Genomic DNA, 16632 nt, shown 5'->3' on the forward strand with positions numbered 1-16632 from the left:
GCTATGCAGCGGGCAGCAGGTAGCGCAGGCCCCCGGTCGCCAGAATGGAGATCAGGACAACCGGCAGGATGGGGTAGCGGGTCGCAGCGAACAGCGTGATTCCAAGTGCCAACAGATCCGCAGGCTGGCCGCTGGCGAACTTTGGCGCGATCACCGCGATCAGTACGCAGCCTGGCGCTGCCTGCATGACCGACTGCCACTGGGCGCTCAACACACGATTGCGAAGCGCGACGAAACCGAGCACGCGGGTCAGGTAGGTCACAACAGCCATCATCAGGATAGTCAGCAGGGTCGTCATATCCATCACTTCGCCCACAGGTATGCCCAGACGAGGCCGGCTGCCGTTCCGGCCAGCACATACCAGCCGCCTGGAATCAGCAGATAGAAGAGCGCCGCGGTTCCCAGGCTGAACAGCCAGGGCATCGCCGCATGCACGCCCCGCCACATGCCGCGCAACAGCACGAGGAAAACCGCCGCGAATGCCATGTCGAAGCCATAGGCATGAATGTCGCCAAGGAGCGGGCCGATGGCACTACCCAGCGCGGTGAACGCCACCCAGGTCAGCCAGAGGCAGGCCGACAAGCCCAGGAAGTACGCGAGGCTGAACGTCGGAGTCGTCCGACTCTCGCGTTGCCGGGCATCAGCCAGGCCCATGGCCCAGCTCTCGTCGCACATGAAGAAGAGCGAAGGCAGCGCCTTTTTCATCGGCAGGCCCCGGAGGTACGGCGCGAGGGTCGCTCCCATCAGCAGGTGCCGGCTGTTCACCAGGAGGGTCATGGCGACGATCACCAGTATCTGGGGCGGAGACGACCAGAGCTCGATAGCGGCGAACTCGGACCCGCCACCGAAGTTGAGCCCGGTCATCAATGCGATCTGCTGGACGCTCAAACCTTTCTGTGCGGCCTGCGCCCCCAGCGCCAGGGCGAAGGGAATGAAGCCGATCAGCACGGGCACGGCAGCCTTCGCGCCGCGGGCCAGCTCGCGATTCGAGCATTGATACGCAGGGTGGGTAACGGACAGTTCGGTTTCGCTCATCTTGCACCTCCAGGGAGGTGAAAATTATTTCAAGACTTCGGGGGAATTTGGTTGCGTGTGCAGGGGCTGATCCTCAATATTTGGCATCCGATTCCAAGGATTAGCCAAAAGTAGAATAAGGTGCCAATGAAGCTGGATGCCATCGACAGACGAATCCTGCGCGCTTTGCAACGCGACGGCCGCCTGCAGAATCTGGAGCTTGCCAAGCAGGTGGGGCTCTCTCCCTCTCCCTGCCTGAGGCGCGTACGCCTGCTGGAGGAGGCAGGTGTCATCGAACGTTATGTGGCCCTGGTCGATCCCGCCAAGGTGGACGTGGCGGTCACCCTCTTCGTGCGGGTCTGGCTGACGGGGCAGGACGAAGAAACCGTCGATCGCTTCATTGCGGCGGTTCGAGGGCTGCCCGAGGTTCTGGAATGCCACCTGATGGCGGGTGACTGCGACTTCCTGCTGCGGGTCGTCGCCGCCGACCTGGATGCCTACCGCCAGTTCCAGATCAAGCACCTGGCCCGCATCAAGGGTGTACAGAGCCTGAAGACCGAGATTCCGATGCAGAAGATCAAGCTGACCACCGAGCTACCGATCTAGCAGGCCACGCCATCACCGCACATCAGCTGGGCAGTGGGAGCGAGCGTGGTCCGTCCGTGGTCGTTGCAATGCCAAGGCAGGCCTTCAGGCAGGCTGGCGATTGCGCCGGACTTCCTCCAGCAGCGCATCCAGCACCACTGACCGTTGCCCGCTACGCCAGATCAGATGGGTTCGCGCCTTCGCCACCCTGGGCGGCAGTGGTAGCACCTGCACCAGGCTTTCCGCGTGCACGACCCTGAGCACGGAGCGCGGCACGATGGCGATGCCAGACCCGGCGGCGACACAGGCCACGATGGCGTGGTAGGAGGCGAGTTCCAGCACCCGTCTGGGCGCGATTTCGCATTCGACCAGCCAGTCTTCCAGGATCCGTCGGTAAGAACAGCCGGTGGAGAAGGCGATGATCGTGCATTCCTGCAACTCTTTCGCGTTCCTCACCTGGGCGTTCTTCCCCGCAATCAGCACAAGCTCCTCGACAAAGGCCTCCTGGGTTTCCAGTTCGGCGCCGTTGAAGGGTTCCGAGACGAAGGCCGCTTCCACATCGAAGCGGTGGACACGGCTGATCAGCGCGTCGGATGTGCCGGTGACCAGCTCCATCTGCACATCCGGGTAGCGTTCGTGGTAGGCCGATAGCAGCGGCGGCAGGCGCGCGGCGGCCGTGCTTTCCAGGGTGCCGATGCGCAGCGTCCCTTTCGGTGTGCCGCGACGCAGGGCCGCCTCGGCTTCGGAAGAAAGCTGGAGCAAGCGCTCCGCGTAGTCGAGCAGGAGCCTGCCATCGGCCGACAGAACCAGCTTGCCGCCCTGGCGCTGAAACAGCTTCACGCCCAGTCGCTGCTCCAGGTTCTTCACCCGGGTGGTGATGTTCGACTGGACCCGGTTGAGTTGTGTGGCCGCATTGGTGATCCCGCCGAAGTCGACGACGGCCTTGAAGATCTGCAGGGAGTCGAGGTCGATGTTTCTCAAATCGAGAACTCTCCATCTTGCTAATTCATTTTTGGTGATATCGAACCCAGCTTACACTTCGGCCGGGATTCAGCGGATCCCATTGCACTGGGTATCTGGACGAACGGAGGAGGCAGGTAGATGCGAAAGATCGGTCTTGTGGGCGGAATGAGTTTCGAGGGGACGGCGGTCTATTACCGGAAGATCAACGAAGCGGTCCGTGAGCGCCTGGGCGGTCTGCATTCCGCCGAGGTGCTCATGCACTCGGTGGACTTCCAGAGAATCGTCGACCTGCAGAAGACCGATCGCTGGGATGATGCCGGCCATTACCTGGCCAGCGTTGCACGGGGTATCGAGGGGGCCGGCGCTGACTGCATCATGATCTGCGCGGTCACCATGCACCTGGTTGCCGATGCCGTCGAGGCCACCGTACGGGTGCCCTTCATCCATATCGTCGACGAAACGGCCAAGCGGCTGAAGGCTGCGGGGTGCCGCAGGCCACTCCTGCTCGCCACCCGCTACACGATGGAGAACGGCTTCTATCCTGCGCGGATGGAGCGGCATGAGATCGAAGTGCTGGTGCCCGAAGCGGAAGGCCGAGCCCTTGTCCATGGCATCATTTTCGATGAACTCTGCGCCGGGAAGGTGCTGGACCAATCCCGTGACGCCCTGGTCGCGCTGATCGAGCAGGCGCAGGCCGCTGGGGCCGACTCCGTCATCTTCGGCTGTACCGAGATCTGCCTGATCCTGGATCCGGATGCGCTGTCGCTGCCGGGATTCGATTCCACCGCGATACATGTCGACGCGGCGGTGGAGTTCGCCCTCGGCGCCGCGTAGAGCTCCGGAGCGTCTGGTGCTGCCAGTCCCTGGGCCGTTCGCCGGAAGAGGTGAGGGGCGTAGGCCTCCGGCCTCTCAGCTGACAAAACGCTTGATATAGGCCTCCCTGAGCGTTCGTGTGAAGGTGCCGGGCTTGCCCGACCCGATGGGGTGCCCATCGATGGAAATCACGGGGTAGACCAGTGTGGTCGACGAGGTCACGAAGGCTTCGACCGCCTGTTTCGCCTCCTCGAGGGAAAATGCCCGTTCCTCGATGCGGTACCCGCACTCCTGGATGACCGTCAGCATGCTGGACCGGGTAATCCCGGGAAGGAGGGCCTGGGACAATTCCCGTGTCACTATCGAACCCGGGGCGGTCAGGATGAACGCGTTGTTCGAGCTGCCTTCCGTTACCAGTCCGTCGCGGACCAGCCAGGCGTCATCCGCGCCCTGTTGCCTGGCCGCCTCCTTTGCCATGCAGGCGTAGAGCAGCTGGGTCGTCTTGATGTCACTGCGTTGCCAGCGCAGGTCCGGCAGGCTGATGACCGACAGCCCGCGCTTGGCTATCGGGCTATCCAGAATGGCCTTCTCCTGCGTATAGATGACCCAGGTACAGGGCGTCGACTCATCCGGGTAGGCGAAGTTGCGATCCTGCATGCCACGGCTGACCTGGACGTAGACCAGGCCTTCGGTCACCGCGTTGAGCTTTACCAGCCGCGCGTGGATTGCGGCCAGCTCCGCTTCATCGAAGCTGGCGACCATGCCCAGCTCCAGGAGCGAACGGCGCAGCCGCGCCATATGGGCGGCGAAGTCGATCAGGCGCCCTCCGATCACCGCGGTGACTTCGTACACCGCATCTCCGAACATGAATCCACGATCGAATACGGAGACCTTGGCTTCGTTTTCGGGAAGGTAACTGCCATTGAGGTAGATAGTGCGCATGCTGGCTGATGCCTTTACTGGGGACGTCCGCTATCGCTGTTGGCTTGCATCGGTTACCGGAACATCGAGGCCGACTTTGACGTTGCTCATCGACACGAGCGTCTTGAACCGCTTGACGTTGTTGCTCTCGAAGAACAGCTCCCTCGTGAGTTCGGTGTACTGCTCCATGTTCTTCACCAGCATGATGAGGACGAAGTCGCATTCACCCGCCACGTAGTAGCACTGCTGTACCTGGGGGCACGCGAGGAAGCTGCGTTTCATGGCGTCCAGCAGGTCCAGGCGCTCGCTTTCCACCTCCACCTCGGCGATCACCGTGAGCGCGTAGCCCAACTGCGAGGGGTCCACGACCGAGACTGTCTTTCGTATGACCCCGTCGGCATTCATCTTCTTCAGGCGGCGATTCACGGCCGCGGACGACAGGTTCACCTGGGCGCCAAGGTCCTGCTGGGAGGTGGTGGCGTCCTGCTGGACGGCCTCCAGCAGTGCATGGTCGAACTGATCGAGGCTCATTTCGGAAGGCTCTGAATGGAAAATCGGTAGCTGGCCAGAAAACGTAATAAAAGTTCATCAGATAGCCAGAAATCAAGAAATTAGTGCGAGGTAGCAGGAATAAAATTTACACGTCTACCAGAAACCCTGGGGCCTATGGGCTGAACCGCATGGCCCACTCGTCCCGCACCGGAGAGTCCGATGAGCAAGTGTCCCGATCTTCGCCTGAATGGCCCGATTCTGCTCCAGCAGATCCGCACCCTTGGTGAAATAGGTGCCGACCCGGTCAATGGTGGCCGTACCCGTATCGCCCTGACCGACGCAGAGAAGGCGGGCCGTGACCAGCTCGTTGCCTGGATGACGGAACTGGAGCTGGACATCCAGATCGATCGTATCGGCAACATCTTCGGCACGCTTCGCTCCGCCACCGACCAGGGCGACCAGGCCCCTTTGATGATGGGCTCCCACATCGACACCGTGACCAACGCCGGTGCCCTGGATGGCTGCTACGGGGTGCTGGCCGGGCTGGCTGTGGCTCGTGCATTCCGCGAGGCGGGGGCACTGCCGTCGCGCTCCATCACCATTGGCGCCTTCACCAACGAAGAGGGCGTGCGCTACCAGCCGGACATGATGGGCTCGCTGGTCTACGCCGGCGGGATGTCAGTGGAAGAAGCACTGGCAACCATCGGCACCGACGGAACCCGCTTGGGCGATGAACTCCAACGAATCGGCTATGCCGGTGACCTTGAGCCGGGCGCTATCGTTCCTCATGAGTATCTTGAACTGCATATCGAACAGGGCCCGATCCTGGAGGCGGAGAACACCCTTATTGGCGTGGTCGAGAACCTCCAAGGCATCTCCTGGCAGCAGGTCGTCGTGCAAGGCAACGCCAACCATGCGGGTACCACCCCGACCCGTTTGCGTCATGACGCCGGCTATGTGGCGAGTGCCGTAGTGGCTGAGCTGAGGGAGATCGCCCGCGACTCGAGCGGAACAACCCTGGCGACGGTCGGTTGCATGAGCTTCGAGCCCAATGTGATCAACGTGATTCCGCGCAAGGCCAGTTTCACGGTGGACCTGCGCGATCCCGATGAAGAGCTGCTGGTGGCCGCCGAGAAGCGCCTTGAGAAGTTCCTGGCCGTGATCGCGGAAGAGGAGGGCGTAAGGATCGGCGCCGAGCAGTTGGTGCGTTTCCAACCTGTGACCTTCGATGCGGATCTGGCTGATGAAATAGAAGCCTCCGCCAAGCGCTTCGGTTTCAGTTACAAACGCATGACCTCGGGCGCGGGTCATGACGCACAGATGATTGCGCGTATCGCGCCGTCCGCAATGATATTCGTGCCCAGCCGTGGCGGTATCAGCCACAACCCCCGTGAACACACGGATGACGATCAATTGCTCAAAGGCGCCGAGGTGCTTCTTGACGTTGTCGTCGGCCGCCTGAACGCCAACCACTGATTTCAACCGCTATTCCACGAACCCGCTGGCGGATGCCGGCGGCATTGGCCCGGCTTTGCCTTCTAATGGAGTCATTTATGTTGATCGCCAACCCCCACGCAAAACGTGAAACCTACCCCGATGATCTGAAAAACATCATGAGCATCCAGAAGGCCAATGAGAGTCGCGCCTGGCTTTCGGATTGGTCACGGCTGAACAGCGATGGAACTCCGCTCTACTCGCTGCCCGATCTTGCGGCAGAACTGGGAGTGGCGGACATCCTGGTCAAGGATGAATCGGAGCGTTCGGTGCTGGGCAGCTTCAAGGCCCTTGGGGCGCCCATCGCCCTGGTGCGCCTGATCCTTCGCCGGTTCCCGGAGCAGTGCTTCGAGGCTCGCGGCCTGCTGGCGGGTGAGTACAGCGCGGCGCTGGCCGATTTCACCGTGATCAGCGCGACCGACGGCAACCATGGCCGCGCACTGGCGGCGGCGGCCCAGAGCGTCGGCTGCCGCTGCGTCATCGTGCTGCATGCCAACGTCAGCATCGAGCGTGAAGAGGCCATTGCGGCTTACGGCGCCGAGATAGTGCGGATCAGTGGCAACTACGACGAGTCGGTCGAGGAAGCGGCTGCACTCGCCGAAAAGAACGATTGGCTGGTGGTTTCCGATACCTCCTATGACGGCTATGAGGAAATCCCGCGCGACGTGATGCAGGGCTACGGCACCATCGCTGCCGAGATCATCGAGGCGGCGGCCCAGCGTCAGGGCAGCGGCCCGGCGTTCACCCACGTGTTCCTGCAAGGCGGAGTTGGCGGCCTGGCGGCAGGCATCGCCAGCTATCTCTGGGAACTCTGCGGCGAGCAGCGCCCGACCTTCATCGTGGTCGAGCCGGAACAGGCCGATTGCCTGTATCAGAGCGCCATTGCCGGCAAGGCGGCCAAGGCAACCGGCTCGGTGGATTCGGTGATGGCGGGCCTCGCCTGTGGTGAAACCTCGCCATTGGCCTGGAAGTTCCTGCAACCCAGCGTCGACTTCTTCATGACCATCCAGGATGACGAGGCGGTCAGCGCCATGCGCCGTCTGGCCGCCGGCAGCCAGCGCGATATTCCGCTGGTGGCGGGCGAGTCGGCGGTGGCCGGGCTCGCCGGACTGGTGCGGGTCGTCGCGTCGAACAGTCTCTCCTCCGATCTCGGCATCGATGGGCAGTCCCGCGTACTGCTGATCAGCACCGAAGGCGCAACCGCTCCGGGCGTCTACGCCGAGCTGGTTGGCGAAACCGCCGACTCCGTCCTGTCTCGTCAGAAGGCCTGGTCGCCCAAGGCCTGACCTCCACCCTCCCTGCAATCCCTTGCCCCACGGAGAAGAGACCGTCGTCTCTTCTCCGCGGACAACTCCGCACAAAAAAAACAATGGAGCGCGAAATGCAAACCACAAAACGAAACATCGGGTCATGGTCGCTGATGCTCACTGGCCTCGGCTCCATCATCGGCTCCGGCTGGTTGTTCGGCGCCTGGCACGCTTCGGCGATCGCGGGACCGGCGGCCATTCTGGCCTGGATCATCGGCGCCGTCGTGGTGCTGGCAATTGCCCTGACCTATGCAGAAATGGGGGCGATGTTTCCCGAGTCCGGTGGCATGGTCCGCTATGCCCGTTACTCACATGGCTCGCTGGTAGGCTTCATGGCTGCATGGGCGAACTGGATTTCCATCGTGTCCGTCATCCCGATCGAGGCAATTGCATCGATTCAGTACATGGCATCCTGGCCCTATCCCTGGGCTCAGGCGCTGGTCGAGAGCGGTGAACTGACAACGCCCGGTCTGTGGGCGAGCGCGGTACTGGTGCTCGTCTACTTCGCCTTGAACTACTGGGGCGTGAAGCTGTTCGTGAAGACCAACTCGGCCATCACGATCTTCAAGCTGATCGTACCGGCCCTCACTGGGGTCGCCCTGATCTATGCGGGCTTCAACCCGGAGAACTTTGGCGACGGCTCGGTCGGCAGCTTCGCTCCCTATGGCTGGTCGGCGGTGTTCACGGCAGTGGCTGCGAGCGGCATCGTCTTCAGCTTCAATGGCTTCCAGAGCCCGGTGAGCCTGGCGGGTGAGGCACGAAATCCGAGCCGCAGCATCCCGTTCGCACTCATTGGCTCCGTGCTGATCGCACTGGTCATCTACGTGCTGCTGCAAGTCGCCTTCATCGGTGCCGTCAGCCCCGACAGCGTCGCAGCCGGCTGGCACAGCCTGAACTTCACGTCCCCGCTGGCTCAGCTCGCCCTGGCCCTGAACCTCAACTGGCTGGCGATCCTGCTTTACCTCGATGCATTCGTCAGCCCTTCGGGTACCGGCTCGATCTATACGGCGACCACCGCGCGAATGATCCATGCCATGGAGCGCAACAACACCATGCCGAAGATATTCGGCAACCTGCACCCGATCTATGGCGTACCTCGGCAGGCCATGTGGTTCAACCTGGGTGTGTCGTTCGTGTTCTTGTTCTTCTTCCGTGGTTGGGGCGCTCTCGCTGCGGTCATTTCCGTTGCAACGATCATTTCCTTCCTGACCGGCCCAATCAGCCTGATGGGTTTGAGGAAGAGTGCGCCTGACGTTCCTCGCCCGCTGAAGTTGAAAGGTATGAGCCTGGTAGCGCCTTTCGCCTTTGTTTGTGCGTCGCTGGTCCTGTACTGGGCGCATTGGCCGCTCACTGGCCAGGTCATTCTGCTCGTCGTGGCTGCCTTGCCGATCTTCTTTTACTTCCAGGCCAAGTCGGGTTGGAAAGGCTTCAGTCAGGATCTGCGTGCGGCCGCCTGGTTGATCGGCTACCTGCCGGTGATGGCTGCGGTGTCGTACCTGGGGAGCAAGGAATTTGGTGGCATCGGCATGTTGCCAGAGGGATGGGACATGGCGGTCGTGGCTGTACTGGCCTTGGCCTTCTACCACCTCGGTGTGCGGAGTGGTTACCGAACTCACTATCTCGACGAAAGCATCGTCTGGCGCATGACCGCTGAGGAGACTGCAACGGCATCCATTCATCCCGCAGGTGCAACCGAGCGTCCTGCCGTAGCCCAGCAATAGGAGCAAAAGAGCAAATGGTTGTTGACCAGGATTTTCAGCTGCGACTCAAAGAATGGCGGCATGCCTTTCACCGGCTTCCTGAGACCGGCTTCGAAGAGTTCAACACGGCGGAAGAAGTTGCCAGGATTCTTCAGGGCTTTGGCCTCGCGGTACATCGCGAGATCGGCGGTACCGGGCTCGTGGCCAGCCTTACGGTAGGCGAGGGCGGGGGCGTTATAGGTCTGCGGGCGGACATGGATGCCCTGAACATTGCTGAGCACGCACCGGGCCGGCAACACGCCTCGCAGATCGCAGGAAAGATGCATGCCTGTGGGCATGACGGGCACATGGCAATGGTGCTTGGCGCTGCGGAACTGCTCTGCACCCGGCGCGACTTCAATGGCACCGTGCGCTTCATCTTCCAGCCGGCGGAGGAGCATGGGCGCGGAGCGAAGGCGATGATGGCCGATGGGTTGTTCGAGCGCTTCCCGGTCGACGCCATCTACGGGGCGCACAACATGCCGGGTATGCCTGCCGGCCACATCGCTACCCGGGAGGGCGGCATCATGGCGAGCGAGGACAACTTCGTCATTCGCATCGAGGGAAGGGGCACGCACACCGCCAGGCCGCACATGGGTATCGACCCGATGGTGATCGGTGCGGAGATTGTCCTGGCACTTCAGACCATCGTATCGAGGAACCTCGACCCCAGCCTGCCGGCAGTGATTTCCTGCACCGAGTTCATCACCGACGGCATCCGCAATGCGATCCCCACCCACGTCACCATCAAGGGGGATACGCGGAGCTACAGCCCTGAGGTGCAGCAGCTGCTGGAAACCCGCATGCGCGAGATTTGCATGGGTATCTGCGCCATGCATGGTGCGACCTGTGAGTTCGAGTACACCCATGAGTTCGCGCCGACCGTGAACTGGGCTGACAACACCGCAATCGCCGTGGCGGCGGCGCGGAATGTGGTGGGTGAGCAAGCGGTGGATGGCGCGGTATCGCCGATGATGATTTCCGAAGACTTCGGCGCGTTCATCCAGAAGGTGCCCGGCAACTTCGTGTTCATCGGCAACGGCACCGCAGGACAAGCCGGTGCGATCCCGCTGCACAATGCGTGTTACGACTTCAACGACGCCATCCTGGGCATCGGTGCCCGGTACTTCGCCGAGGTCGTTCGATTGAGCTTGCCCCTCTAGTTGTTTGCTCCATCAGGAGTCCTTCCATAGGGCTCCTGTTGGGGGCGGGGCAGGTGCCAGCTGCGCAAGATGGCTCCGCTCTGTGCCTCCACTTCGACCTGCACCCGTGCCTGCAGCAGCCTCAGGCGGCTGGCGGGCCTGTTCCCGCGGGAGGGTGCGGGGGCGAAAGCCATAAATATATTACTAAAAGATATTTAAATTAAATTTCTTATACCTATACAGTTTCTTCCCATGCGTACCTGCCGACCAATCGGCGCGCCGCAAGAATGAACGATCGCGCAGAAAGCGCCCGTTCCTGACTGAAGCGCGCCATGGGCGCGGTATGCATGGAGAGTTCCCATGTCAGTGGCTTCCCTGACTATTGCCGCGGCTGAGCCGCAGCGTTTCGATATCCTGCCTTTTGCCGGCGCCGCCCTGGGCGCCGAGATCGTCGGCCTGGACCTGGGCCGGCCGCTGAACGGCGCGGATTTCGCCCGTATCCACCGCGCCCACCTGGACCACCATGTGCTGGTGTTCCGCGACCAGCGCATCACCCCCGAACAGCAGATCGCCTTCAGCCGCCGTTTCGGGCCGCTGCAGATCCATGTGCTCAAGCAGTTCCTGCTGGAGAACCATCCCGAGATCTTCATCATTTCCAACATCGTCGAGAACGGCCGCCCCGTCGGCCTGGGCGATGCCGGCAAGTTCTGGCACTCGGACCTGTCGTACAAGGAGTTGCCGAGCCTGGGGTCGATGCTGCTCGCCCGGGAGCTGCCGGAGGAGGGCGGCGACACCCTGTTCGCCAACCAGCTGCTGGCCTACGAGACGCTGCCGGCGGCCCTGCGCCAGGCCATCGAGGGCAAGCGCGCGTCCCACTCCTACACGGCGCGTTATGCCGACGAGGTATTCCAGGGCATCCAGCGCCCGCAGCTCACCGCCGCGCAGCTCGCCGAGGTCAAGGCGGTGGTCCACCCCGTGGTGCGCACGCACCCGGAGACGGGCCGCAAGGGCGTGTTCGTCAACGAGAACTTCACCACCCACATCCTCGATATCCCCGCAGACGAAAGCCGGCAGATTCTCACCGAGCTGTTCGCCCACAGTGCGCGTCCCGAATTCATCTACCGGCACCGCTGGCAACCCCATGACCTGGTGTTCTGGGACAACCGTGCGCTGATCCACCTGGCCACCGGCTGCCCCAACCACCTTCGCCGGCGCATGCACCGCACCACCATCCAGGGCGACGCCCCGTTCTGACCTGACCCCCCTTCCGTTGAAGACTGTATGGAGCTCGTTATGTCTCTAGGTAAACGCTTTTCCTTCATTCCCAGGTTCGGCCGCCTGGCCGGCACCCTCGGACTCGGCCTGAGCCTGCTGACGGCCGGCCTGGCCGTGCCCGACGCGGCCCGGGCCGAGGGGCAGATCCGCATCGCCGAACAGTTCGGCGTCGTCTACCTGCTGCTCAACGTGGTGCGCGACCAGCAACTGATCGAGAAGCACGGCAAGGCCGATGGCCTGGAGATCAAGGTGGACTGGACCCAGCTGTCCGGCGGCGCGGCGGTCAACGATGCGCTGCTGGCCGGTTCCATCGACATCGCCGGCGCCGGCATCGGCCCGCTGCTGACCATCTGGGACCGCACCCACGGCCGGCAGAACGTCAAGGGCGTGGCTTCCCTGGGCAACTTCCCCTACTACCTGGTGAGCAACAACCCGAAGGTCAGGACCATCGCCGACATCGGTGACAAGGACCGCATCGCGGTGCCGGCGGTGGGGGTTTCCGTGCAATCGCGCTTCCTCCAGTACGCCGCTGCCAAGCAGTGGGGTGACAAGGAATACGCCCGCCTGGACAAGTACACCGTGGCCCTGCCGCACCCGGACGCCACCGCCGCGCTGAAGTCCGGCGGCACCGAACTGACCGGGCACTTCTCCAACCCGCCGTTCCAGAACCAGGCCCTGGAGACCCCCGACGTGCACGTGGTGCTCGACACCTACGAGCTGCTCGGGCCGAACTCGCCCACCGTGCTCTATTCCACCGAGAAGTTCCGCCAGGAGAACCCCAAGACCTACAAGGCCTTCGTCGCGGCGCTGGCCGAGGCCGCCGAGTTCGCCCAGAAGGACAAGGGCGCCGCCGCCGACACCTACATCCGCGTCACCGGTGCCAAGATCAGCCGCGAGGACTTGCTGAAGGTCATCGGCAGCGAGCAGATCCAGTTCAGCGTGAACCCCACCAACACCTACCCGCTGGCGGATTTCCTCCATCGCGTCGGCGCCATCAAGAACAAGCCGGCGTCCTGGCAGGACTACTTCTTCCAGGACGAAGCACACCCGCTGCAAGGAAGCTGATGCGATGAATGCCCCGTTGTCAGGCCTCCTGGCCAGCACAACCCGTGACACCCACCTGCGGCCGGTGCTGCAGGTGGAGTCGGTCAGCCTGGAATACCGCACCCCGCAGCGGGTGGTGCGCGCCACCCACGAAGTGAGTTTCGAGGTCGACCCGGCCGACCGCTTCGTCCTGCTCGGTCCCTCCGGCTGCGGCAAGTCCACCCTGCTCAAGGCGGTGGCCGGCTTCATCGCCCCGCGGGGCGGCAGCATCCGCCTCGATGGCGTGCCAGTCCGCGAACCTGGCCCCGACCGCATCGTGGTGTTCCAGGAGTTCGACCAGCTGCCGCCGTGGAAGACGGTGAAGCAGAACGTGATGTTCCCGTTGCTGGCCTCGCGCACTCTCAAGCGCCGCGAGGCCGAGGAACGGGCGCTGCACTACCTGGAGAAGGTCGGCCTGGCCGCCTTCGCCGACGCCTACCCGCACACCCTGTCCGGCGGCATGAAGGCGCGGGTGGCCATCGCCCGGGCGCTGGCCATGCAGCCGAAGATCCTGCTGATGGACGAGCCCTTCGCCGCGCTGGACGCCCTGACCCGGCGCAAGATGCAGGAAGAGCTGCTGCAGCTGTGGGACGAGGTGCGCTTCACCCTGCTGTTCGTCACCCATTCCATCGAGGAGGCGCTGGTGGTGGGCAACCGCATCCTGCTGCTGTCGCCCCATCCGGGGCGAGTTCGGGCGGAGATCAACAGCCACCAGTTCGACCTGCACAGCCTCGGCGGCGTGGCCTTCCAGAACGCCGCCCAGCGCATCCACCGCCTGCTGTTCGACCAGGACGGCGCGCCGCTGCCCAGCGACCTGGGCTTCCAGGATATCCGCATTGCCTATTGAAGCGAGACCCTTGCCATGACTGCTTCCGGTGTACACCGCGAGGAATACGAAATCGTCCTCGCCCCCCTGGACGACCTGCCCCTGGAGCGCGAGCTGCCCGTGGCCCAGCGCCTGTGGCAACAGGGCTGGCTGCGCAAGTCGCTGATCCTGCTGCTGCTGGCCCTGGCCTGGGAGCTGGTCGCCCGCTACCAGGCCAACGACCTGCTGCTGCCGGGCTTCCTGCAGACCGCCCGCGCCTTCGTCGAGGGCGTCGCCAGCGGCGAGCTGCTGGAGAAGGTGGCGATTTCCCTGGCGGTGCTGGTCAAGGGCTACCTGGCCGGCATCGGCCTGGCCTTCCTGCTGACCACCCTGGCGGTGTCGACCCAGCTCGGCCGCGACCTGCTGTCCAGCCTGACCGCCATGTTCAACCCGCTGCCGGCCATTGCGTTGCTGCCGCTGGCGTTGCTGTGGTTTGGCCTGGGCGAGAACAGCCTGATCTTCGTGCTGATCCATTCGGTGCTCTGGGCCCTGGCGCTGAACACCTATGCCGGCTTTCTCGGGGTTTCCGAGACCCAGCGCATGGCCGGGCGCAACTACGGCCTCAAGGGCCTGCGCTTCGTGCTGTTCATCCTGATCCCGGCGGCGCTGCCGTCGATCCTCGCCGGGCTGAAGATCGGCTGGGCCTTCGCCTGGCGCACGCTGATCGCCGCCGAGCTGGTGTTCGGCGCCACCAGCGGCAAGGGCGGCCTGGGCTGGTACATCTTCCAGAACCGCAACGAGCTCTACACCGACAAGGTGTTCGCCGGCCTCGCCGCGGTGATCCTGATCGGCCTGCTGGTGGAGAACCTGGTGTTCGCCAGCCTGGAGCGGATCACCGTCAAGCGCTGGGGAATGCAGCGCTAGCCCGGATGCAATCCGGAAGCCCGCCGCCACCTGTGCCCCGGATTGCATCCGGGCTACGATTTGCTTTTCATTGTGGGGGCAAATTCATTCGCCAAGGGCAGCGTAGCTGCCCCCTGTGAGGTCCGATGGCAGACCTTCGGCCTGCTTGGCGAATGAATTCGCCCCTACAGGAAGATTGCCCCGGAGTCCGGTTCAGTCAGTAGCCGGATGAAATCCGGGGATTGCCTGCGCCGTTGCTCCCGGATTGCATCCGGGCTACCTGGCTCAGGTTGTCTGAGTAGAGCGACGGAGTTGACCAAGTAGGGTGCGCCGTGCGCACCAATGGTTGAGCGAAGCGCAGGGGTTGATCCCGTGATCGGTGCGCATGGCGCACCCTACGGTGGGGTAAGTGCAGGTCGTAGCCCGGATGCAATCCGGGGATTACTTGTCGCTGGCGGGCGGCGCTGCCAGCTTATTTCTTCGGTGATTTGCGGCCGGTCGGCATATGCAGGTAGGACATCACGCTCTCGGTCAGTTCGGTAGCCAGCTTCACCGCTTCCTTGTTGCGCGCCATGACGCCGGCCACCAGGCCTTCGATCAGGGCGAGCACGGCGATGTTGGAGCTGGTCAGCACCGGGTGATCGGCGGGTGCGAAGAGTACCTGTTCGGCAATGGTGCATAGCGGCGATGCGGGTGAGTCGGTGATCGCCAGTACCTTGGCGCCACGCTCCTTGGCGAAGCGCGCCAGTTGCAGGGTGTCGAGCGAATAGCGCGGCAAGGCGATGGCCAGCAGCACATCCTGTCGGGTGATTGCCGCCAGGCGGTAGGCAGCGTTTTCATTGCCGCCCTCCATGCTGATGGCGGTTGCGTCGGCACAGAATGGCATCAGTGTGGCGGCGGCCAGGCCGGCCATGTAGGCGCTGTTGCCAAAGCCGAGGACAAAGATCTTGCGGGCGTTGATCAGGCTGTCGACGAAGGCTTCGAAGGTGGCCGCCTGGTTGTTGGAGCCTGCGCTGCCGAGGTTGCTGCTGGCAATCCGGATTTGTTCGTGCAGGCCGAACTCGCCACCGGCGCGTTGCTCCAGTTCATTGCGTAGCTTGTCGACCGGGGAAACCATCTGCTGCAGGCTGGTTACCAGCTCGGTCTTCAAACCGCTGTAGCCACCCAAGTCCATCACCTTGGCCAGGCGATTGACTGCCGAAGGCGAGGTGGCGGTCTCCTGGGCCAGTTCCTCGATGGTTAGGGTCGCGGCCTTCAGCGGATGACGCAGGATGAAGTCGGCGACCTTGCGCAGGGACGGCTGCAGGTCCGGAGCCAGTTCCGTCAGCTTGCGCATCACCGGTGCGGCATAGACCGTTGCGTTCTTGGGTGCTGTAGGCATGGGGTATTCGGCGCTTCTTCAAGTGTCTGGGAGGCGCAAGCGCGCGGCTTGGCCGGCCTGCATGAGTCGGGCTGAAGTGTATCCGAAGCCGGCCACGCAGGTGTGCGGCAACGCCAGGGTGTCCGCCGCAATGCCGGGGGGAATGCAAGCGATCTATCCCAGGCAAGCTGCTTCCTGCGCGCCACACAGGTCCGACCGGGCGCTACTTCAGGCTACCGGCGAGAAACTGCTGCAAACGTTCGGACTGCGGGTTGGCCAGCACTTCCTTCGGGCAACCACGCTCTTCCACCAGGCCCTTGTGCAGGAACACCAACTGGTTGGAGACCTCGCGGGCAAAGCCCATTTCGTGGGTCACCACCACCATGGTGCGACCTTCCAGCGCCAGGTCCTGCATGACCTTGAGCACTTCACCCACCAGCTCGGGGTCCAGGGCCGAAGTGGGCTCGTCGAAGAGCATCACTTCCGGCTCCACGGCCAGGGCACGGGCGATGGCCACGCGCTGCTGCTCGCCGCCGGACATGTGCGACGGATAGGCGTCCTTGCGGTGCGCCACGCCGACCTTGGCCAGGTAGTGCTCGGCCTTTTCGATGGCTTCCTTTTTTGCCACGCCGAGGACATGGACCGGTGCTTCGATGACGTTCTCCAGGGCGCTCATGTGCGACCAGAGGTTGAAGTGCTGGAACACCATCGCCAGGCGCGAGCGCATGCGCTGCAG

At 63.3% G+C, this 16632-nt stretch carries 17 protein-coding genes; 10 read left to right on the forward strand and 7 right to left on the reverse strand.

Features of this window, described 5'->3' with window-relative positions; all coding sequences use genetic code 11:
* Nucleotide 1 precedes the first annotated feature (1 nt).
* Together E8F11_RS02870 and E8F11_RS02875 are read right to left on the reverse strand one after the other, a co-directional pair.
* Nucleotides 2-307, reverse strand: coding sequence for an AzlD family protein (locus E8F11_RS02870; RefSeq protein ID WP_280287310.1), 306 nt, complete (start codon nt 305-307; stop codon nt 2-4).
* Complete coding sequence (locus E8F11_RS02875; RefSeq protein WP_280287294.1) at nt 304-1035, reverse strand: AzlC family ABC transporter permease; 732 nt, start codon at nt 1033-1035, stop codon at nt 304-306. Before E8F11_RS02875 ends, E8F11_RS02870 begins: the two co-directional genes overlap by 4 nt.
* 126 nt (nt 1036-1161) lie before the next feature.
* Here E8F11_RS02875 and E8F11_RS02880 point away from each other — a divergent pair, with 126 nt between their 5' ends.
* Nucleotides 1162-1620: an Lrp/AsnC family transcriptional regulator gene (locus tag E8F11_RS02880; RefSeq protein WP_280287295.1), complete on the forward strand. Its 459-nt coding sequence runs from the start codon at nt 1162-1164 to the stop codon at nt 1618-1620.
* An 84-nt stretch (nt 1621-1704) separates the two neighbouring features.
* On the opposite strand, the gene E8F11_RS02885 is transcribed toward E8F11_RS02880, so the two are convergent.
* On the reverse strand, nt 1705-2580 hold the full coding sequence (locus E8F11_RS02885) for a LysR family transcriptional regulator (protein ID WP_280287296.1): 876 nt from the start codon (nt 2578-2580) through the stop codon (nt 1705-1707).
* 120 nt (nt 2581-2700) lie between these two features.
* Here E8F11_RS02885 and E8F11_RS02890 point away from each other — a divergent pair, with 120 nt between their 5' ends.
* Nucleotides 2701-3396 (forward strand): aspartate/glutamate racemase family protein, encoded by a 696-nt coding sequence (locus E8F11_RS02890; RefSeq protein ID WP_280287297.1) that lies wholly within the window; start codon nt 2701-2703, stop codon nt 3394-3396.
* A gap of 75 nt (nt 3397-3471) precedes the next feature.
* Here the strand turns inward: E8F11_RS02890 and E8F11_RS02895 are convergent, their stop codons facing one another.
* Nucleotides 3472-4317, reverse strand: a complete 846-nt coding sequence (locus E8F11_RS02895) for a D-amino-acid transaminase (RefSeq protein ID WP_280287298.1) — start codon at nt 4315-4317, stop codon at nt 3472-3474.
* Nucleotides 4318-4347: 30 nt separating this feature from the next.
* Complete coding sequence (locus E8F11_RS02900; RefSeq protein ID WP_280287299.1) at nt 4348-4827, reverse strand: Lrp/AsnC family transcriptional regulator; 480 nt, start codon at nt 4825-4827, stop codon at nt 4348-4350.
* A gap of 180 nt (nt 4828-5007) precedes the next feature.
* Here E8F11_RS02900 and E8F11_RS02905 point away from each other — a divergent pair, with 180 nt between their 5' ends.
* The 8 genes from E8F11_RS02905 to E8F11_RS02940 all read left to right on the forward strand — a co-directional run bounded on the left by E8F11_RS02905 (nt 5008) and on the right by E8F11_RS02940 (nt 14557).
* Entirely contained in the window at nt 5008-6264 is a 1257-nt protein-coding gene (locus E8F11_RS02905) for a Zn-dependent hydrolase (protein ID WP_280287300.1), read from the forward strand.
* A 77-nt stretch (nt 6265-6341) separates the two neighbouring features.
* The gene (locus E8F11_RS02910; protein WP_280287301.1) at nt 6342-7568 is read left to right on the forward strand and encodes a diaminopropionate ammonia-lyase; all 1227 of its coding nucleotides are present in this window, start codon (nt 6342-6344) and stop codon (nt 7566-7568) included.
* A gap of 95 nt (nt 7569-7663) precedes the next feature.
* Entirely contained in the window at nt 7664-9310 is a 1647-nt protein-coding gene (locus tag E8F11_RS02915) for an APC family permease (RefSeq protein ID WP_280287302.1), read from the forward strand.
* A 14-nt stretch (nt 9311-9324) separates the two neighbouring features.
* On the forward strand, nt 9325-10491 hold the full coding sequence (locus tag E8F11_RS02920) for a M20 aminoacylase family protein (RefSeq protein WP_280287303.1): 1167 nt from the start codon (nt 9325-9327) through the stop codon (nt 10489-10491).
* Nucleotides 10492-10830: 339 nt separating this feature from the next.
* Entirely contained in the window at nt 10831-11724 is an 894-nt protein-coding gene (locus E8F11_RS02925) for a TauD/TfdA family dioxygenase (protein WP_280287304.1), read from the forward strand.
* Nucleotides 11725-11763: 39 nt separating this feature from the next.
* Nucleotides 11764-12810, forward strand: a complete 1047-nt coding sequence (locus E8F11_RS02930) for an ABC transporter substrate-binding protein (protein ID WP_280287305.1) — start codon at nt 11764-11766, stop codon at nt 12808-12810.
* A 4-nt stretch (nt 12811-12814) separates the two neighbouring features.
* Nucleotides 12815-13675 carry an ABC transporter ATP-binding protein gene (locus E8F11_RS02935; protein WP_280287306.1) on the forward strand — a complete coding sequence of 287 codons (861 nt, stop codon included), beginning with the start codon at nt 12815-12817 and terminating at the stop codon, nt 13673-13675.
* A 15-nt stretch (nt 13676-13690) separates the two neighbouring features.
* Nucleotides 13691-14557 carry an ABC transporter permease gene (locus E8F11_RS02940; RefSeq protein ID WP_280287307.1) on the forward strand — a complete coding sequence of 289 codons (867 nt, stop codon included), beginning with the start codon at nt 13691-13693 and terminating at the stop codon, nt 14555-14557.
* 451 nt (nt 14558-15008) lie between these two features.
* On the opposite strand, the gene E8F11_RS02945 is transcribed toward E8F11_RS02940, so the two are convergent.
* The gene (locus E8F11_RS02945; RefSeq protein WP_280287308.1) at nt 15009-15917 is read right to left on the reverse strand and encodes a MurR/RpiR family transcriptional regulator; all 909 of its coding nucleotides are present in this window, start codon (nt 15915-15917) and stop codon (nt 15009-15011) included.
* A gap of 202 nt (nt 15918-16119) precedes the next feature.
* The coding region (locus tag E8F11_RS02950) for an ATP-binding cassette domain-containing protein (protein WP_280287309.1) at nt 16120-16632 on the reverse strand (513 nt) is incomplete at its 5' end.

It is taken from the genome of Pseudomonas sp. BN417 (assembly GCF_029871205.1).
Lineage (GTDB): Bacteria > Pseudomonadota > Gammaproteobacteria > Pseudomonadales > Pseudomonadaceae > Metapseudomonas.